This window comes from Bradyrhizobium nitroreducens (genome assembly GCF_002776695.1).
In the GTDB taxonomy this organism is placed as follows: Bacteria; Pseudomonadota; Alphaproteobacteria; order Rhizobiales; family Xanthobacteraceae; genus Bradyrhizobium; species Bradyrhizobium nitroreducens.
The window spans coordinates 3,691,577-3,714,637 of the sequence record NZ_LFJC01000003.1; the positions used below are offsets into that span (position 1 = coordinate 3,691,577).

Below are 23,061 nucleotides of genomic sequence, written 5' to 3' on the forward strand. Positions count from 1 at the left end.
TGCCACACGGATCGCTCGCGGATACATGGGCCCCGGCTCTGCAGCGCATCGCAGAAGAAGCGCTGCGCTGCGTCCGGGGCACGAGAGCACCCGCGTGGCGCTCGCTCTCCCCACGTCATTGCGAGCGTAGCGAAGCAATCCAGACTGCCTCTGTGGAATCAGTCTGGATTGCTTCGTCGCAAGCGCTCCTCGCAATGACGGAGCAAGGTGCATCGTCGGTCATCTTGCCACTCTCAGTTCAACTTACAGGCGCGCCATTCCATTCTCGCGGCGGATTTCGCCCGAGCTTTGCTGCCGTCTTGCGCCCGTCGATTGCCAAAGGGCGCAGGGAAGGCCGGGCGCCGGCGGCACCCGCAGGTCCGTGGGCGTCAAGAACGCACACGGGGTGGACCACAGGTGATGCCGGTCGCCCGGCCTTCCCTGCGCGGATGGTTTTAACGGTGTCCTTCGTGCTCTCCTCGGGGAGCGTTGCACTATTGCCCCCGTCGCCTTGCGGCTGATCGATGCGCGTGCCGGTTGGTCGCCACATCACCGCAAGCCTTGACGCCAGAACCCCGGGCGCCAGGACCACACGACTTCTCCGTCCGCGGACGGCCCGGCCTCAGCGCCCGGGGCTTGCGTGTGCCCGCCCCGGACCATCGACCAAACCGCTGTGACCGCGCCGTGTCGTATGCGCATCGCCTGAGACTCACGGTTGCCCGCCCTGTCCTCACGCAAATCGCGCCGGCGCTACCGCGTCCACCGCACCCCGACCCGCATCTCGTGACGATCGCGAAGCGCCCCTCTGGCAGGGCCGGGATGGCGGCTGTATGCCATAAATCCGAAATTCGGAAAAGCGATATATTTTTGGCGGGAGGGATTGACTGGTTTTGGGTGTTTTGCCCGACGGGTCGACACGGCCTCGTCACGCCACAGATGGTCCTGGCGCAGGCCATCGCCCCCGGTGTCTGCCGAACCGTAATATTGGATTGCACAAGAGCGGGAATGTGGCGGCGGCGTGCGGCCTCTCGTGTCCCGGACGCGCTGCAACGCTCTTGGCGTTGCAGCGCAGAGCCGGGACCCAGATTGTGCCAATATAGATCGAGCTGAGATGGGCCCCGGCTCTGCAGCGCACCGCCAAAGAGGCGCTGCGCTGCGTCCGGGGCACGAGCGCGGAGCTAAGCGCGTGCGCGGCCGCCAACCTTGGCAACGGCGTGGCCGTTCAGCTTCTTCTTCTTGGCGGCCTTGCTCTTCGACCCCTTGGCGACAACCTTCTTCGCCTTGCGTGCCTTGACCTTGGCGGCTTCCGCCCGCGCCTCGGCGCGCAGCTTCTTGCGCTTCTTCTCGCAAGACTCGCACTTGCAGCCGATCGGCTTCAGATAGGCTTTGAAATAGTCGGTGCCGTAATCGTAGTTGATCTCGTCGCCCGGCTCGATGTTCTTGATGGCGCGGATGAAGACCTTGCGCTCGCGCGGCCGGACGTCGGACTCGGCGTTGGGCCGGCAGGAATGGTTGATGTAGCGGGCGAGGTTCTTGCGCACCGAGCCGTCGATGGTCCAGCGGCCGTTGAGCTCGAACAGGTACTTGTTCTCGATCTCGTCGTGCGCGGGGATTCGCGAATCCAGGATCGGCCCGAAATAGCGGATGATCCGGGTCCCCTTCTTGATCGGCTTGGTGGCGAAGAGGCCGAGCCCGGTCTTGGAACGGCCGACACGATAGGATTTGCTGGAAGCGATGGCTGGCATGATCAAGAGAAATGAGAACGCGAACGAGGCACGATGCCTCAGGCGAAGCCGCTCTTCTAGAACGATTCCGCGTCGCTGTCAGGTCTATCCCACCCCTGTTTGAACCTTGCCCACAATCAAGACGTCTGATGGAAGCGAGTTCCCGGACCATCGAAGCCTCATGATCAACCGTATCACCCGCATCGGACTGGTTGTCCTGACGACATGCATCGGCCTGAACAGCGCTGCCGCCCAATCCATAGGCAGCGCCTACACATCGACGGCGCCAAAGGATTGCCGCCAGATCGGCAAAGCGAGCGAGCTCGACGGCAGCACGACGCGCAGCTGTCCGGGCAAGGCGGGTCTCGTGGTGCTGATTGCCGAGGACGATCTTCGCGAAATCGTCTCGGTCGGCCGCAATCGCAGGGCTGCAGCCGAGGAACCGGCGGCCAAGGTCTGGTTCGCCCCGTTCAATTCGTCGGAGACCACGATCGAATGGCGCGCCATGGGCGCCAAGCCGTTCGCGATCATCCAGCGCTGGCACATCGCCGATAACAGCGATCCCGACAAGCAGGGCCGGCCCAACACCAAGGCCATGCTGGTCGTGACCCGGCTGCCGCCCGGCCCGGTCTGCCATGTCGCCTATGTCGATGCGATCGCCAACCCGACCGCCAACGAGCTGGCGCGCAAGGCCGCGGACGATTTCGCCCGCGGCTTTACTTGCGGCAAGGACGAGGTGAAGATCATCGGCACGCGCGGCCGCGCCGTCGAGCTGGCGACGATGCGGTAGGCCTCGACGGGTCAAACAGCGCTATGCGGGAAGTTTCGTGGTCACGGGCACCGTCAGCATCGCCTCGAGCAGCCGCTCCGCCGTCGTCCCCTCGGGCAGCCGCCCGAGGATGTCCTCGAGCCGGCCGTCCAGCAGCAGCGTGGTGAAGCCGTGCACCATCGACCAGGCGCGTGCGATCGCGGCGCCCTGGTTCAAGGTCAGCGCGTCGCCACTGATCTGTTCCTGCCGCATCATGCCGACCGCATTCGCAAGTCCGGCGAAGGAGGCTTCGGCCGCCTCGTGCAGCGAGGGCCTGGAATAATCCAGCCGCTCGGTGCGGAACATGATGCCGTACATGCCAGGATGGGCCTGCGCATAGGCAACATAGGCCTTCGGCCGCGCCAGCGCGCGCGCGAGCGGCGTGGTGGCGGTGTCGCAGGCCGATGCCATCGCCGCGTTGAACTGGCGGAAGCCGACGGCCGCGAGCTCGCTGAGCAGGCCGGTGAGATCACCGAAATGATGCGTGGGCGCGGCGTGCGAGACGCCCGCCTCGCGCGCCACCGCGCGCAAGGTGAGGCCGGCGAGCCCGTCGCGTTCCAGCACGCGTTCGGCGGCCTGGAGCAGTGCCTCGCGCAGGGCGCCGTGATGGTACGGCGTCTCGGTCTTCGCGTTTCCCGCGCGCCGTGAGCCGCGCGATGCCGCGCTCGGCGTGGTTCGCCTGGGGGTGCGCGAGCCTCGCGCCGTGTCGCTCTTGGTGTCGGTCTTGGCCATTTGCAAGCTATATGACGCAATATTGACAGTGTAAAGATTTCACTTGACCGAAAGGACGATCGGCGCTATCTGATCTTTACGATGTAAAGATAGGGAGGGATATGCCGTGCTGCACGACACCGTCGCCGAGCGTCGCAACAATATCGCGCCGATCCCGTTCGAGGCCGACGCGCCCTTCCTCAAGATCATCGGCGAATTGCCGCGCGAGTTGAACGGCGTGCTCTATCGTAACGGTCCCAATCCGCAGTTCGATTCCCCCGGCGCGCACTGGTTCGTCGGCGACGGCATGCTGCACGCCTTCCATCTCGATAACGGCCGCGCCAGCTACCGCAACCGCTGGGTCCGCACGCCGAAATGGCTCGCCGAGCACGATGCCGGCCGCGCCCTGTTCGGCGGCTTCGGCCGCAAGCTGCCGGACGCGCCGGCTGATCTCACCGATGGCGGCGTCGCCAACACCAACATCATCTTCCATGCCGGCAAGCTGCTGGCGCTTGAAGAAGCGCATCTGCCGACCGAGATCGAGCCCGGCACGCTGGCGACGCGCGGCTATCACGACTACCAGGGCCGCGTCGCCGGCAGCTTCACCGCGCATCCGAAGATCGACCCCGTGAGCGGCGAGCTGGTGTTCTTCGGCTACAACGCGGCAGGTCCGCTGACGCCCGCGCTCTCCTACGGCTCGATCGACGCCTCCGGCAAGGCGACGCGCTTCGAGCGGTTCGAAGCGCCCTATGCCAGCATGGTGCACGACTTCATCGTCACCGCGAACCATGTGCTGTTTCCGATCCTGCCCATCACCGGCAGCATGGAGCGCGCCATGAGCGGACGGCCGCCTTATGCCTGGGAGCCGAACAAGGGCGCCTATGTCGGCGTGATGAAGCGCAGCGGCACCGCGAAGGACATCGTCTGGTTCCGCGGTGACGCCTGCTACGTCCTCCACATCATGAATGCGTGGGAGGACGAGAACCGCATCGTGGCCGACGTCATGCAATTCGAGGAAGCGCCGCTGTTTCCGCATCCCGATGGACGGCCGACCGATCCGGAGAAGTCGCGCGCCCGGCACTGCCGTTGGACCTTCGATCTCTCCGGCAATACCGACCGCTTCCAGCAGACCTACCTCGACGATCTCACCGGCGAATTCCCGCGCATCGACGACCGCCGCGCCGGGCTGAAGAACCGCCACGGCTGGTACGCCTGCGCCAATCCGAAACTGCCGATGTTCGGCGCGCTCTCCGGCGTCGTCCATGTCGACGGCAATGGACGGCGGCTCGGCCATTATCTGCTGCCCGCCGGCGACACCATCTCCGAGCCCGTGTTCGTCGAGCGCGCGAAGGACTCCGTCGAAGGCGATGGCTGGCTGCTCGCGGTGGTCTGGCGGGCACGCGAGAACCGTAGCGACCTCGCGGTGTTCAACGCCACCGATGTCGAGGCGGGCCCCGTCGCGCTGGTCCAGCTCGGCCATCGCGTGCCGGACGGGTTTCACGGCAATTGGGTGGGCGCGCAATAGCGCCCGTCATACCAACGAAGCCACAGCACGGATCTGTCACCGAAAGGTCCCAGCAGATGCCCTCGATCACCGCAGACCTGCTCGCCATCCTCGCACTGATCGGCGCCGCGCTCACAATCGAGGTCGTCCGGCTGCGGCGGAGCGGCCAGGTGATCTTCAATGGCGGCATCCTGCTTGCCCTTGGCCTGGCGATCGCCTGCGCAATCCCCCTCCTGTCGCACCTGCCCTGGGCCGAATTGGCCGAGGAGGTATCCGACCAAGCCGTTGCGGCTGCTCAGCTTTTATATGCCGCTTACGTTATTTTGACACTGTAAAGATTTCGCTTGACCCGACGCCTGCCCTGAATTATTGATCTTTACACCGTAAAGATCGGCCAGACCGAGGCGGCCCATGACGATTTTCCTGATCCTCGCGCCCTACGGCGCCTACAGCTTCCTGATGCTGGTGACGTCGGCCACGATGAGCGTGTTCGCGGCCTCCGCGATCTGCCTCGCCACCATCGCGGTCGACGTGGCGTGCGGCCGCTCGGTGAAGATCCTGGCCGCCGGCTCGGCGGTCGTGTTCGCCGCGATCGGCCTTTACCTCGCGCTGCTCGATCCGCAACTCGGCACACTGGGCGTCAAGCTGTCGGTCGATATCGGCATCTTCGCCCTCTCGCTCGGATCGATCCTGCTCCGCCGTCCCTTCACGCTGCAATATGCGCTTGAATCGGTGCCGGCCGAGACCGCGGCGATGCCCGGCTTCCTCACTGCCAATTACGTCATCACCGGCGCCTGGACCGTGGCCGCGCTGCTGATGGCGGCCGCCAATCTCGTGCTGCTCTACGTCCCGGGCCTGCCGCTCTGGACCAGCCTTGCGGTTGCCTTTGCCGCCCGCAACAGCGCGATCTACTTCACAAAGTGGTATCCGGAGTATCGCCAGATCAAGTACGGTACGGCTGCCCGCGCCTTGCCCACCGTCTTGCCCACCGCCCGCTGAACAGGATTGACGATGAAGGACGTATTCGCCCGCCTCGGCTCCGATCTCTTCTCCGCGATTGTCTTCCTGGTCGTCTATCTCGTCACCGACAACGTCATCCTGGCAACCTCGGTGGCCGTGGCCGGGGCGATTGCGCAGGTGATCTACGCCCGCATCAAGGGCCAGCAGCTCAACTACATGACCTATGCGAGCCTCGCGCTCGTGGTTGGCCTCGGCGCGATCACGCTGCTGACCAATGATCCCCGCTTCATGATGGCAAAACCGTCGATCGCGCATTTCGCCATCGGTGCGATCATGCTCAAGCGCGGCTGGATGTTGCGCTACATGCCGCCGATGGTCGTCGAGACCGTTCCGGAATATGTGACGGCTGCAGGCTATGCCTGGGCGGTGCTGATGTTCGTGATCGGCGCCGGGATGATCGTGGTCGCCTCCACGGGCGACCTGAAGCTGTGGGCGTTCTATCTCACGGTGGTCGCCGGCGGCGCCAAGATCCTCGCCTTCGCCGTGCAGTACGTCGTGCTCCGGCTCATCGTCACCAGCCGCCGCCGTGCCGCCGCCCGCGCCTGAAGCGCGACGTGATCGCGCTACCGAAAACCGCGGCACGCTTTTCGGGATCGTGCTGCAATGCCCTATTCGAGGGTTAGTCAGGAGCCGCGAGTTGAGCTATAGGCTCGCTTAAGGACTGGCCGCGGATCGTCGCGGTCCGCCGGGATTTGTTCGGGAGACGGGAATGGCCGTAGACGGCAACTGGAATCTGACCATGACGACGCCGATGGGCGAGCGCCAGGCGACGCTGAGCCTGAAGGCCGCGGGCGGCACGCTCACGGGCTCGCAGGGCGCGGAAGGTAATACCGCCGAGATTTTCGACGGCACCGTCTCAGGCGACAACGTCTCCTGGAAGGTCTCGATCGACAAGCCGATGCCGCTCACGCTCGAATTCACCGGCACCGTCTCCGGCGACAGCATGAACGGCGAGATGGGCATCGGCCCGATGGGCAGCTTCCCGTTCACCGGCGCCCGCGCGTAAGGCCGCCCAGCCATCATGCGCGCGCTCCGTCTCATCGCGGCGACGATGCTGTGCGTCGCGGCACAAGCGGCGCGCGCGGACGACACCGAACCGGCGTGGCGCGCCAGCGCGCTCGCCATGGTGCCGGCGGGCTATGTCGCCGGCACCGCTTATCGAACCGAGGGTTCGACAGGCTATCTCGCCGTCTATCCCGCGACGTCGAACGATCCGAAGACACCGGCAAGCGTGTTCGCCGCGCGGCAGGCCCTCGTGGTCACGCTGACACCGGATGCGACGCGCGCCGTCTCCGCCGAGTTGAAGCCCCGCGCGGAGCCCGATCCGGACAATGACGAGACCGATTTCGCCAGGCTGCACGCCGAGCTCGCGGCAAAGCGGGCGGCGCTGCCTGAGGGCACCGAGCCCTGCAGTCTCGGCGCCTGGTCCATCGACAAGGATCCAGGCGGCCTCAATGTACGCGCCGAGCCGTCAACGTCGGCGCGTGTGCTCGGCACGCTGCCGCCGCCCTACCGGCTCAAGCTTGGCGGCGCCGAGAACACGCCCGACGGCGGCTGGCTCACCGAATTCCGCATCATCGGTTTCAAGAGCGGTTGGTTCCTGATCGAAGGTGCGAAGCCGCCGGGCAAGGACTACGAGGACGAGAAGCGATACCCGCGCAGCGCGCCAAAGCCCTATGCCGGGCGTGGCTGGGTCGCCTCCAACAAGATCGGCGCCGCCTATGCCAATGGCGCCACCCGCATGGGCGGCCTGTTCCAGGCGCCCTTCGTCGACGCCAAATGGATGCCCGCCCAGCGGGAGCTCGGCGGCCCGATCGACGGCGACGGCGGGCCGAAGCGCCTGCTCGCCTGCAGCGGATATTGGGGTCTCGTCGAGAGCCACGACGGCGTCCGCGGCTGGTGGCGCGCGCTGTGCTCCAACCAGGTCACGACTTGCAGTTAGCTCTCTCGACTCCCTCGCCCCGCTTGCGGGGAGAGGGTTGGGGTGAGGGGGAGTCTCCGCGAGGACGGTGACAGTCGGACTCGTGGAGAGTCCCCCTCACCCGGACTTTGCGCAACGCGCAAAGTCCGACCTCTCCCCGCAAGCGGGGCGAGGTGAAGAGCTAGCCCAAATTCAACTCCTTGAAGAAGTCGTTCCCCTTGTCATCGATGATGATGAACGCCGGGAAATCGACGACTTCGATGCGCCAGATCGCTTCCATGCCGAGCTCGGGATATTCCAGCACCTCGACCTTCTTGATGCAGTGCTCGGCAAGGTTCGCCGCGGCCCCGCCGATCGAGCCGAGATAGAAGCCGCCATATTTCTTGCAGGCCTCGCGCACGGCAGGCGCCCGGTTGCCCTTGGCGACCATCACCATCGAGCCGCCGGCGGCCTGGAACTGATCGACGAAGGAATCCATGCGGCCCGCCGTGGTCGGACCGAACGCGCCGGAGGCGTAGCCCTCGGGCGTCTTGGCTGGTCCCGCGTAATACACCGGATGGTTCTTGAAGTAATCCGGCAGCGGCTCGCCCTTCTCCAGCCGCTCGCGCAGCTTGGCGTGGGCGCTGTCGCGCGCCACGATCATGGTGCCGGTCATCGAGACGCGCGTCTTGATCGGATATTTCGAGAAGGTCGCCAGGATGTCCTTCATCGGCTGGTTGAGGTCGATCTTGACGACCTCGCCGCCGAGCGACTCTTCGACTTGTGGCAGGTACTGCGCCGGGTTGTGCTCGAGCTCTTCGAGATAGACACCGTCCTTCGTGATCTTGCCGAGCACCTGGCGGTCGGCCGAGCAGGACACGCCAAGCCCGATGGGCAGCGAGGCGCCGTGACGCGGCATGCGGATCACGCGCACGTCGTGGCAGAAATATTTTCCGCCGAACTGCGCCCCCACTCCCAGGCTCTGCGTCATCTTGTGGATTTCCTTCTCCATCTCGACGTCGCGGAAGGCGTTGCCGTCGGGCGAGCCGTGGGTCGGCAGCGCATCGAGATAGCGGGCGGAGGCCAGCTTCACCGTCTTCATGCAGAGCTCGGCCGAGGTGCCGCCGATCACGATGGCGAGGTGATAGGGCGGGCACGCCGCGGTGCCGAGGGTGAGGATCTTTTCCTTCAGGAACGCGAGCAGCCGGTCCTTGGTCAGCACCGAGGGCGTCGCCTGGAACAGGAAACTCTTGTTGGCGGAGCCGCCGCCCTTCGCCATGAACATGAACTTGTAGGCGTCGTCGCCCTCGGCGTAGATCTCACACTGCGCCGGCATGTTGTTGGCGGTGTTCTTCTCTTCATACATCGAGAGCGGCGCGACCTGCGAGTAGCGCAGATTGCGGCGCAGGTAAGCATCGCGCGCGCCCTCCGACAGCGCCGCCTCGTCCTCACCGTCGGTGATGACGTTGCAGCCCTTCTTGCCCATGATGATCGCGGTGCCGGTGTCCTGGCACATCGGCAGCACGCCGCCGGCCGCGATGTTGGCGTTCTTCAGGAAGTCCAGCGCGACGAACTTGTCGTTCGGGCTCGCCTCGCCGTCCTCCAGGATGGCGCGGAGCTGCTTCAGATGGCCGGGCCGCAGGTAATGGTTGATGTCGCCGAAAGCCGCCTCCGACAGCGCCCGCAGCGCCTCGCGCGACACCACCAGCATGTCCTTGCCGAGGACCTTCTCGACCCTGACGCCCTCGGACGAAATCTTCTTGTAGGGCGTCTCGTCCTTGCCCAGCGGGAACAACGGGGTGTGCTTGTAGGGCGGGACTGGCTTGGACTGGTCGGGGAAGGCGGTCGGAGCGTTCATGGGCGAATCTCGGGGTTTTGGAGCCCTGGCGGGCCTCTCGGCATAGAAGCGTTCTAAGCTCTTTTGCCGCAAAGGGAAGCGCCCCGGAAGCCCGCCCGGCTCATGGGTGAGCCCTGGATTTCGCGATCCCTCGCCCATGCAGGACGGCCACCGCGATCCTCTCCCAGCCGTCAGCCGCCTCCGGCCGGGCGCCGGCGGCGGGCATCATGCCTCAGATTGCATCAACGTCGGCTTTCATCTCCGCGTCGTACTGCGATTCTTCAATTCAGTTCGCTTGTCGTTCAGGCCCAGCGTGATTTCGATCGCTTGAATGGATTGATTGATGATCCCGAGCACCAAGCGTGTGCTGAATCCGGCCACGAAAGGAATTAGCAGCAGCAGTTGCGACTTCGCATTGGTGGCGGTCGAGGCGGTTATCGAGACGTTGAAAACCTGCGCGAACAGCCACCCGAACGCGGGACCCAGCATCAACCTGGCGTAGCTGGAAAAGACGTCGCTCTCGTCGACCGCCCGCTCCGATACGACATTCATCAGGCTGAAGAAGATATACGTCGTCGACCCCAGGAGCCCAAGCGCCAGAGGAAAGAGATGTTCTCCGAGATCGCTGTGCTTCTCGCCGCTCGCGGCAATCAAACTTCCAATCGATAGAAATAGCGCAAAGAGAAGCAGAGCAAAAAGAAACCCACGAAAGTGCCTCTGAAAGAAGTGGACCTTGCCCTTCTGTGCTGCGAATTCCAGCGTCCTCGTCGTGGTCGGCCACGTAATGTTCGTGAGATCGCGTATCAGCGCATCGAGACGGCAGTCCACGTCCGGCGCGTGCTCCTGATCGCGAAAGCTCGCGCTTATCTCCGAAAGATCCTTGAGCAGGGCGTCGGGGACGGGAAGGCCTCGACGAACCGCGAAATTCTTGAGTTCAATCGCGCTCTGAAGAACTGACGCGACATCTGTTGCTTCAGACAGGGATGTCTCAGCTGTGTCAGCCATGGGGTGTCCTCGAAATCGGTTGCCGAAGCGCAGGACCGCGCATTCAGTCCCGCTTGAAGCGCCCCGGAGGAAATGCAATTACGAGTAATACGCCCGAAATAATACTCCCAATGGATGTTCTTGGAAACGGGTTTTCGACTTGAGATTGGGCCGTCTTTCGAAAGACTCCGGGCGCGACACAGACCTCCAACCCATAGGGGGCTTTCGATGTCGCAGCCGTCCTGCGTTTGGGGATGGAAACACCAGCCGGGAAGGCCACTCTTGCTCTTCGTCCGGTCCGGGGCTTTTATGGGGGCTCCAAGGGGCTTTTCAACATGACTTTGAAACTGAACGTCCGCGGCGCGATCCTGGTCGCCGCCGCCATCACCGGCCTTGTGACCCTCACTTCGCCCGCGCGCGCCGATCGTTGCGACGACAGCGCCAAGGAGCTGGCGAACCAGGTCGAGCGCATGAAGGTGAATTTCCGAGCCGGCAACGTCGTTTACCTCTCGCATCCGGCGGCCAAGGAGCTGTCGGTCGGCTGCCGCGGCGACAAGTACTCGATCGAGCTCTATGCCAAGGGCGATCGCAAGCCCAAGCCGGAGTTCTACACGCTGGTGGGATCGATGGCGGCGATCGTCTTCACCGTGACCAAGGACGACACCACGACCGGCGCGACACGCTGCCTGAAGCGGATGGGCCTGCTGCGCGGCGACAAGGTCAACATGCGCTATCGCCGCCTCAACATGGAATGCACGCGCACCAAGACGGACGCCTCCATCGCGATCACGCGCGGCAAGGACGAATAGGCGGGGCGCGCGCCCTGTCCGCGCACGCGCGGCGCATGCGCCGCGGTGCTGCCTGCGACATTCTCCGTCATTGCGAGCGTAGCGACTTGTCCGCCGAAGCCTTGGCGAAGGCGGACGCAATCCAGAATCCCTTCGAGGAGGCGGTTTGGATTGCTTCGTCGCCAGCGCAAAAATTGCTCAGCAATTTTGCGCGAGCTCCTCGCAATGACGGGGAGAGGTCTCGTCGTTTCTCTGACACCACGCGGATGAGACGCAAACACGGACCCTCCCATCGCACCAGATCCCTCGCATTTTAACGATTGCCTTGAAGGAATTTTCGCGCCTCGCGGCGCAGGCTCAATTGTTTCCATATGTGAGGATTTGCGGATGAAGGTTTCTACCGTTGCCCCGCCGCCGATCGCGATCGTGGTGCCAAGCTACGACACGACCAAGCAGCAGGACGATCAAACCAAGACCAAGGACGCCGACCCGACCTACAAGCCGCAGCCGCCTGCGCCGCTGCCGCCGGGTCAGGGCACGCGGATCGATCAGCTCGCCTGATCGGCCCCGCGCGAACGGATCGCCCGATCCGGTCGATCGGGCCCGTTTCGCATCCGGCCGCATCTTTGCCGGATAAAGGGATCAAACTCGTGCGCGGCCCCCCGGGACCTGCGCATGATCGCAAGATTGCAATTGCCGAACACGATCCTGCCCGCCGTCATGCGCGCGCGGGTTCCATTCGCGCGCACGTCACATCGGCCCTCCCAATTCCTTGCCCTTCGCGCATCATTGGCGCGGATAAGGCCCGCCTCCGGATCGGCGCACGCCCTCAAGTGTGATCCCGCTCATCAAACTTCCCGACCGGGCGTGCTCATCTGCGAGGACGAACCAGCCCGTCCAAGCATCCGGTGGGCAAGCGACCGTGGGACAAGCCGATGGAAATGAATGACAAGCTGCTGTCGCTGGTGGCCGACATCTACGACGCCGCGCTCGACGATTCCAGGTGGTCGGCGACGCTGGGCAGCATCGTCAACCTTGCGGGCGGCCAGAGCGGCGGCCTGGTGCGGATCGGGTCAGCCGGCGAGCCCGTGATCTCGCATGCCGTCGGCGTCGACCCGGCCTATATTCAATCCTACATCGAAACCTACGAGCCATTCGATCCGTCGCGCGCCGTGCTCCACGCGCCGGTCGGCCAGATCCAGACGATCGGGGACTGGATCGACGTCGACGAATTCCGGACCACCATGTTCTACAACGAGTGGACGCGGCCGCAGGGTCTCGAGGATGCCGCCAATGTCCTGCTCGACAAATCCTCGACAGGAATATCCCGCCTCTCGATCATGAAGGGCGGCGGTCCCGTCGACCGCAGGATGTACCAGGTAATCTCCCACCTCACGCCGCATCTGCAGCGGGCCATGCTGGTGAGACAGAAGCTGCATCACCAGAACGAGCTGGAGACGACATCGGTCCGCACGCTCGACGCACTGCGAACCGCCGTCCTGCTGCTCGACGCCGAAGGCCATATCACGCACCTCAATGCGAGCGCGCACGAGATTCTGGACGAGGCCGACGTGCTGCGTTCGGTCCGCGGCCGGCTCGTAACATCGGATCCGAACACCGACCGCGTGCTGCGGCAGGCGCTGGCGGGCACGGTTCTCGGCGACCGGACGATGACGAGCGCGAGCATCTCGCTGCATCTGACGGCGCGCGACGGCTCGCATTATGTCGGACATCTCCTGCCGCTGACAGCGGGGCGCCGGCAGAGATTCGGCGCCAGCTACGACGCCTGCGCCGTGCTGTTCGTCGGCAAGGCCGCGCTCGATACGATCGTCGCGCCCGACCTCATCCGCAAGCTGTTCAAGCTGACGCCGACCGAGCTGCGCGTCTTCCTGTCCATTGTCGAGATCGGCGGAGTTCCCGACGTGGCCAGAAGCATGGGTCTCGCCGAAACGACCATCAAGACCCATCTCGCCCGGATCTTCGTCAAGACCGGAACCAAGCGACAGGCCGATCTGGTTCGGCTGGTGGCGGCCTTCACACCGCCGATCAAGGTCTGAGGGCGGTCTCGATCACCTTGCCGGCCGCATGTCTGCCGGAAAGACATGCTGTCAATGCGCTGGCGTTTGATGGGACAAGATCGACAATGATCGCCAGGCTGCTGCTGCAGAACACGATCACCACCGCAGCGATGGGCGCGCTGCTGTTCGCGTCCGCAGGGACCTTGCGCTGGACCGCGGCCTGGGTGTTTCTCGCGACGTGCATCCTGCTCGGCCCACTCTGCGGCTGGTGGCTCTACCGGATCGATCCGGCGCTGCTCGCCGAGCGTCTGCGACCGCTCCTGCAGAAGGATCAGCCTGCCGCCGACAAGGTGTTCATGAGCGTCTTCGTCGTTGCGATGCTGGCCTGGCTTGCATTGATCGGCGTCGACCGGCGCCTTGAAGCGTCCGACATGCCGGTCGCGTTGCAGGCGGCCGGCTTCGCGCTGTTCCTGCTCTCGACGCTGTTCACACTCTGGGTCTTCCGCGAGAACTCGTTCGCGGCCCCCGTGGTGAAGCTGCAGGCCGAGCGCGCGCAGCATGTGGTCTCGACCGGCCCCTACGCTCACGTGCGTCATCCCATGTATAGCGGCATGGTCCTGTTCTTCACCGGCGTGCCGCTGCTGCTGGGCTCGTGGTGGGGCCTAGTGATGGTCCCCGTCCTGGTCCTCCTGCTCGCGATCCGCATCGGCATCGAGGAACGCACCTTGCGCGAGGGCCTGCCGGGCTATGCCGATTATGCGGCACGGGTGCGCTATCGCCTGGTGCCCGGCGTCTGGTGAGGGCGCCTCGCTCTCCTGTGCATCGCAGAGAAAATCGCGCCTCCCTCCTCCGATCGACTGACGTCGCAGCGAGCGAACCTCGTTAGAGCAATCGCACCACGCAACGGGAGACGCGACGATGTTCTGCAAGCCCCCCTGTCCCGACGAGCACGATCTCGCTCCCGACCCCGGTGCTTCAGACGATCGATCTGGCGCGCAGCGTTCGCAGGCGCGCGGCAGCCATGACGGGTTCGGGCGACTGATCGCGCCCGAAGCGGCCGGTCCGGAACGGGGGCTGCCGCCAGCCGCCGTCCGGACCGGCTAATTATCCAGCTCCTTGTAGCGGCGGAAGATGCCCTGCTCGTTGAAGGGGATGCGGCGCGGGCTTGCGAGATAGGCCTTGACGTTCGGCCGCGCCGCGACCCGATCGTGCAGGGCAACGAGGCCCGGAATATCCGCTTCGAACGCCGTCATGCGCTTGGGGAAAGCATAGCGCAGCCCGGCGACGATCTGGAACAGCGAGAGGTCGACATAGGTCAGCTTCCGGCCGGTGACATACGCGCCGCCGTTCTCGCTGAGAAGCTGCTCGAAATAGCCGAGATATTTCGGCACGCGCTCGCTCCAGAACTCGGCCGTGCGTTTCTTCGCCGGCGGCTTCTGGTCCTCGTAATACAGCGAGGGGCCGAGCGGATGATGGGTGTCGTGGATCTCGACCACGAGGTCGGTGATGGTGAGTTGAAGCTGGTGCACCCAGAGTTTTCCGGCCTCCGTCTTCGGTGCGAGCGCGTGCCGGCTGCCGAGATAGAGCAGGATGTTGGCGGTCTGGCCGATGACGAGCTTGCCCGCTTTCAGGAACGGCGGCGCAAACGGCGGCGTGCCCTTCTGCGCCTCCATCATCTTCATCATCGCCGCCGTGCCGCGCGGGCCACGCGCGACGTCGACGTAAGCCGCCCCCGCCTCCTCCAGCGCCAGCCGCACATATTCGCCGCGGCCCTGGATCTCGGGCCAGTAGTAGAGCTCGTATTTCATGGGAGGGGTCCGTGAGCGTGGATGCGATCGGACCAATGTAGCATGTGCCCGAGGGGTCCGTGAGGATGAGACGGAACCCTCTCGCAGTACATTCCGTCATTGCGAGCGCAGCGAAGCAATCCAGACTGTCTCCGCGGAAAGACTCTGGATTGCTTCGTCGCAAGAGCTCCTCGCAATGACGAGTGGAGAGAGCGTCGCGCCCCTAAGCTCAATTCGCGGCGAAGCAGTACGTCAGCCCGTCGCCGCCGGTGCTCTTGAGATCGGCCTGCGAGCAGCCGCCGTCGGGACCGCGCGAGGGGTGCGAGCTGTTCCACGACTTTGACGGCTCGTCGTCGCGCAGGCCCTGACGATCGGCGTGGCCGACCACCGCCGCGCCCTGCGTGCTCGACGTCCAGTTCTTGCAGGTCTTGTCGTCGCCGGCCGCGAACGCGGTGCCGTCAGGTTGCGTTCCGGTCAGGATGTCGTGCCGGTTCGGCGTATCGCCACGGCCGTTGATGACCTCGCCCTTCTCGCTGAGTGCGGTCTGCTTGGTGAGGTTGTTGGCGGCACCGTGCAGCTCGGCCACGTCCTTGGCGATCACCACCCCCTTGGCATTCTGCCACGGTCCGCTGCCGATGCGGTCCTTGGCGTTGACGGCCGGCTTGCCGTCAGCGGCCTGCGTCGAGAGATAGGCGCGCCAGGTCTTCGCACCGGCGCCCTGAGCCAGCTTCTGGCACTGCGCATCGGCTCCCTCGAGGCCTCCGAGATCGGCGCCCTTGCCCGGGCCGCTGGACGTCACGAAGAACGTCATGTCGGCCGGCTGCGCCTGCACGGACGGCGCCGCGAGCAACGCCAGCGTGAGCGCGAGTCCTGAAATCGTCACGGATCTCTCGATGCGGATCATCCTGTCCTCCCAATTGTGCTGGTCGCTGGCCGCCTGAATTTCAACCCGAGGCGCATCCGCTTATTCCAATGCCGCACGAGGCGCCCAAAAGAAAAAGGCGCCGTGCCGGAAGCACGACGCCCTGGTTTCTCTTAATCGCCAGCGATCAGTTGGTCTGCTGGATCGCCGACAATTCCCAGCCGGTGTTGGGGCGACGGGCGAAGGTCCAGACTTCGGTGGCCTCGCCGGGCTGCTCGCTGCCGGCGACGAGCGTGCCGCTGTTGCGGTCCAGCGTCTTGTCGGTGAGCGCAAAGCGCAGCGCCACCGTGGCGTAGTCGGTCTCGCCTTCGCGCCAGGCTTCCGCAAGATCGCCCTGCAGCAGCTTGACGTTGGTCACCTTGTTGACGACGTTGCGCGCGCGGTTCTGGGCGAGGTCCTGCTCGAAATAGGAGACCATCTCCGGCGTCGCGAGCGTGTGCAGCTTGGCCACGTCCTCGTTCGACCAGGCGGTCTGGACGTCGCCGAGCAGGCGCTCGAACGCTTCATAGTCATCCGGCTTGATCTCGAGCGGCGCGTTGTTGGCACCACCGAAGCCGAAGCCGCCGAGGCCACCACCCAGACCGCCACCGAGGCCGCTGCGCGGATTCGCCTGCGGTCCGGGACCTGCGCCTGCGTCGGCATTGGCATAGGCCGCCTGCGGCGCGTGACGGCGCTGCCACCAGGACATCGCCAGCCGCACCACGAACACCACGAGCACGATCTGGATGATCAGGCCCAGGATCGAGGACAGGCCGCCGAGGCCGCCGAACAGGCCACCGCCGAACAGCATGCCGAGCAGGCCGGCGCCGAGGAAGCCGGCCGCAAGGCCGCCCATGAAGCCGCCGGCACGGCCGAACAGGCCGCCGCGCGCGGGCGCGGCGGCAGCCGAGTTCATGCCTGCGCCCGGCTGGGTGTAGGTGCGGTTGAATTGCGAGGCCGAGCCCGGCGCGGTCGTGGTCGACGGCGGAGCCGAATAGGTGCGCGAACCGCGCGAGCCCGACGACATGCCGCCACCGACACGCGCGTCGGCGGACGAGATGGCGAGCGCAGTCGGCAGCGCAAGCGCCAGCACGACGGCGATCGTCTTGAAGAGACTGCGGGAGCGTTGCGAGAAAGTCATGTGCGTTTCCCATATCCCCGGCATGGGGACGTGCCCCTAAGATGGGCAGACTTCCCGAAAAGTGAAGCCGCTTTCGGAACTTGTGGCTGCGGCCCTCAGTCGCGGGGATGTGGCAAAAGCCCATATTTGGCGGGGGTTTGGCCGGAAGCGCGCGGGAACAATGGTTGTCGGTTACCGGCGACTTTGGGACGGAATTTCCGCTCTTTCCCCGCCCCCCTCACTCATCCCTGCTTCGCCATCGTCTCCTTCACTGCCGCCACCAGCTGGCTGAGCGTGAACGGCTTTGGCAGGAAGTCGAATTGCTGCCCCTCGGGCAGGCTCTTCTCGAAGGCATCCTCGGCGTAGCCGGAGACGAAGATGAACTTGATGTCGGGGTTCTTCTCCCGCATCGCCTTGAGGAGCGTCGGGCCGTCCATCTCGGGCATCACGACGTCGGAGACGACGAGATCGATCGCCCCGCTCTGCTCGTCCAGCACCTCCATGGCCTCGACGCCGTTCTCGGCCTCGACCACGGTGTAGCCGCGCGAGCGCAGGCCACGTGCGTTCAGCGCGCGCAGGCCCTCCTCGTCCTCGACCAGAAGGATCGTGCCCTGCCCGGTGAGATCGGTGCGCGGCTTGGCCTCGACGGCCGCGGCTTCCTTCGCGGTGCCGTTGGTCGCGCTGGCCGCAGCCGCAGCCTGCTCGACCTGGGCTTCAGGCTCGGCATGGTGACGCGGCAGGAAGATGTGGAACGAGGTCCCCTGCCCCGGCTCGGAATCGACGTAGATGAATCCGCCGGTCTGCTTGACGATGCCGTAAACCGTCGAAAGACCGAGGCCTGTGCCTTTGCCCACTTCCTTGGTCGAGAAGAACGGCTCGAAGATCTTGTCGCGGATGTCGGCGGGAATACCGGTGCCGGTGTCGGCGACCTCGATCCGCACATAGTCCGCGGCCGGCATGCCCTTGTAAGCGAGCTTGCCCGCGTCCTCGGTGGTGACGTTGGCGGTGCGGATGATCAGCTTGCCGCCATCGGGCATGGCGTCTCGCGCGTTGACCGCGAGGTTGACGATCACCTGCTCGAACTGGGAAACGTCGACCTTCACCGGCCAGAGGTCGCGGCCATGGACGAGGTCGAGCTTGACCTTCTCGCCGATCAGCCGGCGCAGCAGCATGGTGAGATCGGACAGCGCGTCGCCGAGATCGAGCACCTGCGGCCGCAGCGTCTGCCGCCGCGAGAACGCGAGCAGCTGCCGCACCAGGGTGGCGGCGCGCGTCGCGTTCTGCTTGATCTGCATGATGTCCTGGAACGACGGGTCGGTCGGCTTGTGCGCGTTCAGCAGGAAGTCGTTCGCCATCATGATGGCGGAGAGCACGTTGTTGAAGTCGTGGGCGATGCCGCCGGCGAGCTGGCCGACCGTCTCCATCTTCTGCGACTGGTTGATCTGGTTCTCCAGCGCGCGCCGCTCGGTGGTCTCGAGCATGTGCACGATGGCGGCTTCCGCGTCGTTCTCGCCGCCGTCGACCGGCGTGACGAAGAACTGGCCCCAGCGCTCCTTGGTGCCTTCCAGCGCCACCTCGACCGGCGCGATGTCGGCCTGGCCCTCGGAGGCCTGGTTGATGGCCGCGATCAGGAGGTGGCGGTCGCGCGAATTGACCGCACGGAAGATCGACTTGGAGGCGCTGTCCAGCCCGAGCGCCTGGCCGAGCTTGGCATAGCGCGCATTGGCGCGCACGACGTTGCCGCCGCGGTCCACCGTCGCGATCGCCATCGGCGTATGGTCGAAGAAGCGCATGAAGCGCACTTCGGCGGCGCGGTCGGGATCGCTGCGCTCGTCGCGGGCGCGGCTGATGACGAGGGTGCGCGACGGCCCCGGCGCGCCGTCGGCGCCGAAGGCGAGCTTGTGATAGAGCCGCACCGGCATGGTCTTGCCGGTGCGCATGCGCAGGTCGATGTCGAAGACCTCCGTCTTGACTTCGCCCGGCACCGCCACGATCGCGGTGAGCAGCGAGGCGCCGTCCCCGGAGACGATGTCGGTCAGCTTCAACCCGCCCGAGCCGATCTCGGCGAGGTCGTAGTCGAGCCAGTTCGCCAGCGTCGCGTTGACATAGGCAAGCTCGCCGGCCGGATTGACCGAGAAGAAGCCGCACGGCGCGTGATCGAGATATTCGATGGCGTGCTGAAGCTCCTGGAACACGTCCTCCTGGCGCTCGCGGTCGCGGGTGATGTCGGCGATCGACCACACCGCGTATTTCCCCTCGCGCTTGCCGGTGCCGAGCGGGCGCACGCGCATCCGCAGCCAGCGGCCCTGGCTGCCGTCCTGGCCGGAGATGCGCACCTCCTCCTGCTGCCGCTTGCCTTCGCGCGCGGCCTTCAGCAGCCGGAACACGGCTTCGGAGACATCGGGATTGCCGATGAAGACGCGCTCCACCGGGCGCACGTCCTGCGGCCCGCTGGCGCCGGTCAGCGTCAGATAGGCCGCGTTGGAATAGACCACGTGGCCGCGGCTATCAGTGACCGCGAGCCCGTCGAAGGCGTGATCGGCAATGCGGCCAATGATGGGATCATCGAGATTGCGGTCGGCAAAGCGGATGATGCCGGCAGCGAAGGCGAACAGGTTGAACAGGCCGACCATCGCCAGCACGGCGAGGGTGCCGAGGATGTAGGGCTGGGCCTGCGCGCGCCCGAGCGTCATCAGCCCGACGGCGACGGCAACGAGGCCGGCGGCCACCAGCAGCACCAGCGCAATGCTGCCCGAGCGCGGCGACGGCTCGTGCGCCGCAACGGGATCTCGCGTGAGGTCGTGGTCGGTCTCGGCGGTCATCTCAAGCTGGCGCAGCCTGTGGGCAGAGAATCAACGCGCTTCGAAGCGCGCGGGGTCCTCCCTGCCTGAATCGGACCCTGAGGTGCAAGGGCAGCGGGGGCGAAAGGTACGCTGATTCCCAGGTTACGGCCATTTCCGGTACTTTTCGGAGGTTTTTAGCCGCGTCCGGCGCGGAATCCCTGTTTCAGGCGCATGACGTAGCCGATCACCTCGGCGACCGCATGGTAGTGCTCGGTCGGGATTTCCTGGTCGATCTCGACGGTGGCGTAGAGCGCGCGGGCGAGCGGCACGTTCTCCACGATCGGGATGTCGTGCTCGCGCGCGATCTCCCGGATCTTGAAGGCGAGGCTGTCGACGCCCTTGGCGACGCAGATCGGGGCCGTCATGCCGCGCTCGTAGGACAGCGCCACCGAATAGTGGGTCGGGTTGGTGATGATCACCGAGGCCTTGGGAACCGCCGCCATCATGCGCTTCTTGGCGCGCTGCTGCCGCAATTGCCGGATCTTGCCCTTGATGTGCGGATCGCCTTCCGACTGCTTGAACTCTTCCTTGATCTCCTGGAGCGACATCTTCTGCCGCTGGAACCAGCTGCGGTACTGGAAGAAATAATCGGCGATGGCGACGACTGCGAGCGCTGCGACCACCGCGCCGAGCAGATGAATGGTCAGGCTGGTGCTGGCGCCGAGCATGGCGGCCGGATCGAGCCTGACCATCGCCTCCATGCGGTGCCGCTCCGGCCACAGGATCATGGTCATGACCACGCCGAGCCCGATCAGCTTGCCGAGACCTTTCAGGAAGTTCGCCGCCGCCTGCTTGCCGAAGATGCGCTTGAAGCCGGCGCCCGGCGAGATCTTGCTGAACTTCGGGGTCAGGGATTCGGTCGACCAGACCAGGCGGTGCTGCAGCATGTTGCCGGCGATCGCTGCCAGCATCAGCATCATCAGGGGCACGCCGATCGCGGCCAGCATGGCGAATTCGATCTGCTGCATCAGCGCGAGCAGAGCCTTGCCGTCGGTCTTGATCATCCAGGAATTGGCGAGCAGATTGCGCATCGGCGTCAGGAGCCCGCTGCCCACCGAGCCCGAGAAGGTCGAGACCACGAGCGTGCCGCCCGCCATCATGAACCAGGTGTTGATCTCCTGGCTCTTGGCGACGTCGCCGCGTTCGAGTGCGTCGTCGAGACGCTTTTGCGTCGGGTCTTCTGTTTGACTCTCTGGATCGTTGTCTTCGGCCATCGATCCCTCTTCACCTCAGCGGCATCAATTGGTGCATGACACCGATGAAGTAATCCAGATACGTGCCCATCATCGCCGTGAGCACCACGGCGAGCACCAGGAAGCCCGCGAAGATCGAGAGCGGCACGCCGACGAAATAGACCTGCATCTGCGGCATCAGCCGCGCCAGCACCCCGAGCCCGATGTTGAAGACCAGGCCGAACACCAGGAACGGGCCCGAGAGCTGCAGGCCGAGGCGAAACGCGGCGGAGAAGGCGCGCGTTGCGAGCGCGGCGACATCGCCGCTCGACACGGTCTCGCCCGGCGAGAAGATCGTGTAGCTGTCGTTCAGCGCCGCGATCACCAGATGATGGCTGTCGGTGGCGAACAGCAGCGTCACCCCCAGCATGGTCAGGAAGTTGCCGACCAGCACGCCCTGCTGCCCCTGCGTCGGATCGACCGAGGTGACGAAGCCGAGTCCCATCTGCTGGGCGATCACGGATCCCGCGACCTGGAGCGCCGACAGCGTGACGCGCGCGGTCGCGCCCAGCACGATCCCGATCGCGATCTCATGCAGCATCAGGACCAGGAGCGGCGCGAGCGAGCCCATGTCGACCTGGTAGGCGTTGCGGTGCAGCGGCAGGATGATCAGCGTGAGCAGCAGTGCGATCGACAGCTTGATCCGGGTCGGAATGTTGGTCTCGCCGAGGCCAGGCAACAGCATCACCATCGCGCCGACCCGGGCGAAGGCGAGCATGAAGGACGCGGCGAGCGCCGGCAGCAGCGAGACGTCGATGCGCATAGCGCTCTCATTGTGCCTCAGCCGCCGATGATTCGCGACGAGATCCGCAGCATGTGGGAATGGAGCGCGTCGGCCATGAACGGCAGCGCCAGCAGCATCGTGGCAAAGATGGCGAGGATCTTCGGCACGTAGATCAGCGTCTGTTCCTGGATCTGCGTCAGCGCCTGGAACAGCGACACGATGACGCCGACCACCAGGCCCACCACCATCAGGGGGGAGGACACGATCACGATCGTCCAGATCGCATCGCGCGCAACGTCGAGGGTCTCGGGGCCGGTCATTTTCGATTTCTCACTGTGAGTTGTTATTGTCATTCCGGGGCTCGCGCAGCGAGAGCCCGGAATGACAGGACCAATCAGATCGGCATCTTCATGATGTCTTCGTACGCCGCGATCACGCGGTCGCGGACCGAGACCAGGGTGGACACTGCGACATCGGTGTCGGCCACCGCCGTCACCACGTCCATCACGTTGGCCTTGCCGGCGGCCATCGCCACCGTCTGCGCATCCGACTTGCGGCCGGATTCCATGACGCTGCCGACCGCGTCTTTCAGCAGGGAGGCGAAGGACTGCCCGCTGGCTTCACTGCCCTTGCCGGCACCGGCGCCGCTGTTCTCGAGCACGCGGGCGAGGTTGGCATAGGCGTTGGCGGCAATTGTCGGGGATGCCATGGCTCAATTGTCCTGTTCAGCTCTTGAGAATGTCGAGCGTGCGCTGGATCATCCGGCGCGTCGCACTGATGATGTTGAGGTTGGCCTCGTAGGACCGCTGCGCGTCGCGCATGTCGGTCATCTCGACCACCGAGTTCACGTTCGGGTATTTGACGTTGCCGCTGGCGTCGGCGACGGGATTGTTCGGCTCGTATTTGACGCGGAAGTTCGACTGGTCGGGCTTGATCTTGCCGAGGGTCACGACCTGCGCGTCGAGCGTGCGGTCGAGCGCGGAGGAGAAGGTCGGAACCTTGCGCCGGTAGGGATCGCCGCCGGCGGTCTGCGCGGTCGAATCCGCGTTCGCGATGTTTTCCGAGATCACCCGCATGCGGCCGGCCTGCGCGCGCAGACCGGAGGTCGCGATCGCCATCGAGCGGGCGAAGTCGCTGCTGTCATTGGCCATGATGTGCCTCCTCCCCTAGCGCTTCTGTTC

General features: G+C 65.2%; 25 protein-coding genes. 12 read left to right on the plus strand and 13 right to left on the minus strand.

Annotated features, from left to right (window positions below; all coding sequences use genetic code 11):
* Window positions 1-1,157: 1,157 nt before the first annotated feature.
* The gene (locus TSA1_RS17895; RefSeq protein ID WP_100181190.1) at window positions 1,158-1,724 is read right to left on the minus strand and encodes an SET domain-containing protein; all 567 of its coding nucleotides are present in this window, start codon (window positions 1,722-1,724) and stop codon (window positions 1,158-1,160) included.
* Window positions 1,725-1,887: 163 nt separating this feature from the next.
* On the opposite strand from TSA1_RS17895, the gene TSA1_RS17900 reads away from it, so the two are divergent.
* Window positions 1,888-2,493 carry a hypothetical protein gene (locus tag TSA1_RS17900; protein WP_430649799.1) on the plus strand — a complete coding sequence of 202 codons (606 nt, stop codon included), beginning with the start codon at window positions 1,888-1,890 and terminating at the stop codon, window positions 2,491-2,493.
* 21 nt (window positions 2,494-2,514) lie between these two features.
* Here the strand turns inward: TSA1_RS17900 and TSA1_RS17905 are convergent, their stop codons facing one another.
* The gene (locus TSA1_RS17905; protein WP_100177510.1) at window positions 2,515-3,243 is read right to left on the minus strand and encodes a TetR/AcrR family transcriptional regulator; all 729 of its coding nucleotides are present in this window, start codon (window positions 3,241-3,243) and stop codon (window positions 2,515-2,517) included.
* Window positions 3,244-3,349: 106 nt separating this feature from the next.
* Between TSA1_RS17905 and TSA1_RS17910 the strand changes: the two genes are divergently transcribed.
* The 6 genes from TSA1_RS17910 (at window position 3,350) to TSA1_RS17935 (ending at window position 7,688) form a co-directional block, all read left to right on the plus strand.
* Window positions 3,350-4,747, plus strand: a complete 1,398-nt coding sequence (locus tag TSA1_RS17910; protein WP_100177511.1) for a carotenoid oxygenase family protein — start codon at window positions 3,350-3,352, stop codon at window positions 4,745-4,747.
* A gap of 56 nt (window positions 4,748-4,803) precedes the next feature.
* Entirely contained in the window at window positions 4,804-5,061 is a 258-nt protein-coding gene (locus tag TSA1_RS17915; protein ID WP_100177512.1) for a hypothetical protein, read from the plus strand.
* A 76-nt stretch (window positions 5,062-5,137) separates the two neighbouring features.
* A complete protein-coding gene (locus TSA1_RS17920) occupies window positions 5,138-5,725 on the plus strand; it encodes a hypothetical protein (RefSeq protein ID WP_100177513.1) in 588 nt (195 codons plus the stop codon).
* A 12-nt stretch (window positions 5,726-5,737) separates the two neighbouring features.
* Window positions 5,738-6,292 (plus strand): inner membrane-spanning protein YciB, encoded by a 555-nt coding sequence (locus tag TSA1_RS17925; RefSeq protein WP_100177514.1) that lies wholly within the window; start codon window positions 5,738-5,740, stop codon window positions 6,290-6,292.
* 163 nt (window positions 6,293-6,455) lie between these two features.
* Window positions 6,456-6,752, plus strand: coding sequence for a hypothetical protein (locus tag TSA1_RS17930; RefSeq protein WP_100177515.1), 297 nt, complete (start codon window positions 6,456-6,458; stop codon window positions 6,750-6,752).
* Window positions 6,753-6,767: 15 nt separating this feature from the next.
* Window positions 6,768-7,688 carry an SH3 domain-containing protein gene (locus tag TSA1_RS17935; protein WP_100177516.1) on the plus strand — a complete coding sequence of 307 codons (921 nt, stop codon included), beginning with the start codon at window positions 6,768-6,770 and terminating at the stop codon, window positions 7,686-7,688.
* A 160-nt stretch (window positions 7,689-7,848) separates the two neighbouring features.
* Here the strand turns inward: TSA1_RS17935 and TSA1_RS17940 are convergent, their stop codons facing one another.
* The gene (locus TSA1_RS17940) at window positions 7,849-9,504 is read right to left on the minus strand and encodes a fumarate hydratase (RefSeq protein ID WP_100177517.1); all 1,656 of its coding nucleotides are present in this window, start codon (window positions 9,502-9,504) and stop codon (window positions 7,849-7,851) included.
* A 234-nt stretch (window positions 9,505-9,738) separates the two neighbouring features.
* Entirely contained in the window at window positions 9,739-10,488 is a 750-nt protein-coding gene (locus TSA1_RS17945; RefSeq protein ID WP_100177518.1) for a hypothetical protein, read from the minus strand.
* A 314-nt stretch (window positions 10,489-10,802) separates the two neighbouring features.
* Here TSA1_RS17945 and TSA1_RS17950 point away from each other — a divergent pair, with 314 nt between their 5' ends.
* The 5 genes from TSA1_RS17950 to TSA1_RS38895 all read left to right on the plus strand — a co-directional run bounded on the left by TSA1_RS17950 (window position 10,803) and on the right by TSA1_RS38895 (window position 14,377).
* Window positions 10,803-11,276, plus strand: a complete 474-nt coding sequence (locus TSA1_RS17950) for a hypothetical protein (protein WP_100177519.1) — start codon at window positions 10,803-10,805, stop codon at window positions 11,274-11,276.
* A gap of 366 nt (window positions 11,277-11,642) precedes the next feature.
* The gene (locus tag TSA1_RS39745) at window positions 11,643-11,816 is read left to right on the plus strand and encodes a hypothetical protein (protein WP_018321873.1); all 174 of its coding nucleotides are present in this window, start codon (window positions 11,643-11,645) and stop codon (window positions 11,814-11,816) included.
* A gap of 374 nt (window positions 11,817-12,190) precedes the next feature.
* On the plus strand, window positions 12,191-13,312 hold the full coding sequence (locus TSA1_RS17955; protein WP_100181191.1) for a helix-turn-helix transcriptional regulator: 1,122 nt from the start codon (window positions 12,191-12,193) through the stop codon (window positions 13,310-13,312).
* Between the two features lie 86 nt (window positions 13,313-13,398).
* A complete protein-coding gene (locus TSA1_RS17960) occupies window positions 13,399-14,073 on the plus strand; it encodes a methyltransferase family protein (RefSeq protein WP_100177520.1) in 675 nt (224 codons plus the stop codon).
* Between the two features lie 118 nt (window positions 14,074-14,191).
* Window positions 14,192-14,377 (plus strand): hypothetical protein, encoded by a 186-nt coding sequence (locus TSA1_RS38895; protein ID WP_145984330.1) that lies wholly within the window; start codon window positions 14,192-14,194, stop codon window positions 14,375-14,377.
* Here TSA1_RS38895 and TSA1_RS17965 read toward each other — a convergent pair.
* The 9 genes from TSA1_RS17965 to flgC all read right to left on the minus strand — a co-directional run bounded on the left by TSA1_RS17965 (window position 14,374) and on the right by flgC (window position 23,031).
* Window positions 14,374-15,081, minus strand: coding sequence for a glutathione S-transferase (locus TSA1_RS17965; protein ID WP_100177521.1), 708 nt, complete (start codon window positions 15,079-15,081; stop codon window positions 14,374-14,376). The two genes, TSA1_RS38895 and TSA1_RS17965, sit on opposite strands and share 4 nt — an antisense overlap.
* 208 nt (window positions 15,082-15,289) lie before the next feature.
* Window positions 15,290-15,964 carry a lectin gene (locus TSA1_RS17970; protein WP_100177522.1) on the minus strand — a complete coding sequence of 225 codons (675 nt, stop codon included), beginning with the start codon at window positions 15,962-15,964 and terminating at the stop codon, window positions 15,290-15,292.
* Window positions 15,965-16,109: 145 nt separating this feature from the next.
* On the minus strand, window positions 16,110-17,126 hold the full coding sequence (locus TSA1_RS17975; protein ID WP_100177523.1) for a Tim44 domain-containing protein: 1,017 nt from the start codon (window positions 17,124-17,126) through the stop codon (window positions 16,110-16,112).
* Between the two features lie 197 nt (window positions 17,127-17,323).
* Window positions 17,324-19,903, minus strand: coding sequence for a cell cycle histidine kinase CckA (gene cckA / locus TSA1_RS17980; RefSeq protein ID WP_100177524.1), 2,580 nt, complete (start codon window positions 19,901-19,903; stop codon window positions 17,324-17,326).
* 155 nt (window positions 19,904-20,058) lie between these two features.
* Window positions 20,059-21,138, minus strand: a complete 1,080-nt coding sequence (gene flhB, locus TSA1_RS17985) for a flagellar biosynthesis protein FlhB (RefSeq protein WP_100177525.1) — start codon at window positions 21,136-21,138, stop codon at window positions 20,059-20,061.
* Between the two features lie 10 nt (window positions 21,139-21,148).
* Entirely contained in the window at window positions 21,149-21,919 is a 771-nt protein-coding gene (gene fliR, locus TSA1_RS17990) for a flagellar biosynthetic protein FliR (protein WP_100177526.1), read from the minus strand.
* Window positions 21,920-21,936: 17 nt separating this feature from the next.
* Window positions 21,937-22,200: a flagellar biosynthesis protein FliQ gene (gene fliQ / locus TSA1_RS17995; protein ID WP_015684971.1), complete on the minus strand. Its 264-nt coding sequence runs from the start codon at window positions 22,198-22,200 to the stop codon at window positions 21,937-21,939.
* A 74-nt stretch (window positions 22,201-22,274) separates the two neighbouring features.
* Window positions 22,275-22,589, minus strand: a complete 315-nt coding sequence (gene fliE / locus TSA1_RS18000) for a flagellar hook-basal body complex protein FliE (RefSeq protein ID WP_100177527.1) — start codon at window positions 22,587-22,589, stop codon at window positions 22,275-22,277.
* A gap of 16 nt (window positions 22,590-22,605) precedes the next feature.
* Window positions 22,606-23,031 carry a flagellar basal body rod protein FlgC gene (gene flgC, locus TSA1_RS18005; RefSeq protein WP_100177528.1) on the minus strand — a complete coding sequence of 142 codons (426 nt, stop codon included), beginning with the start codon at window positions 23,029-23,031 and terminating at the stop codon, window positions 22,606-22,608.
* Window positions 23,032-23,061: the final 30 nt, after the last annotated feature.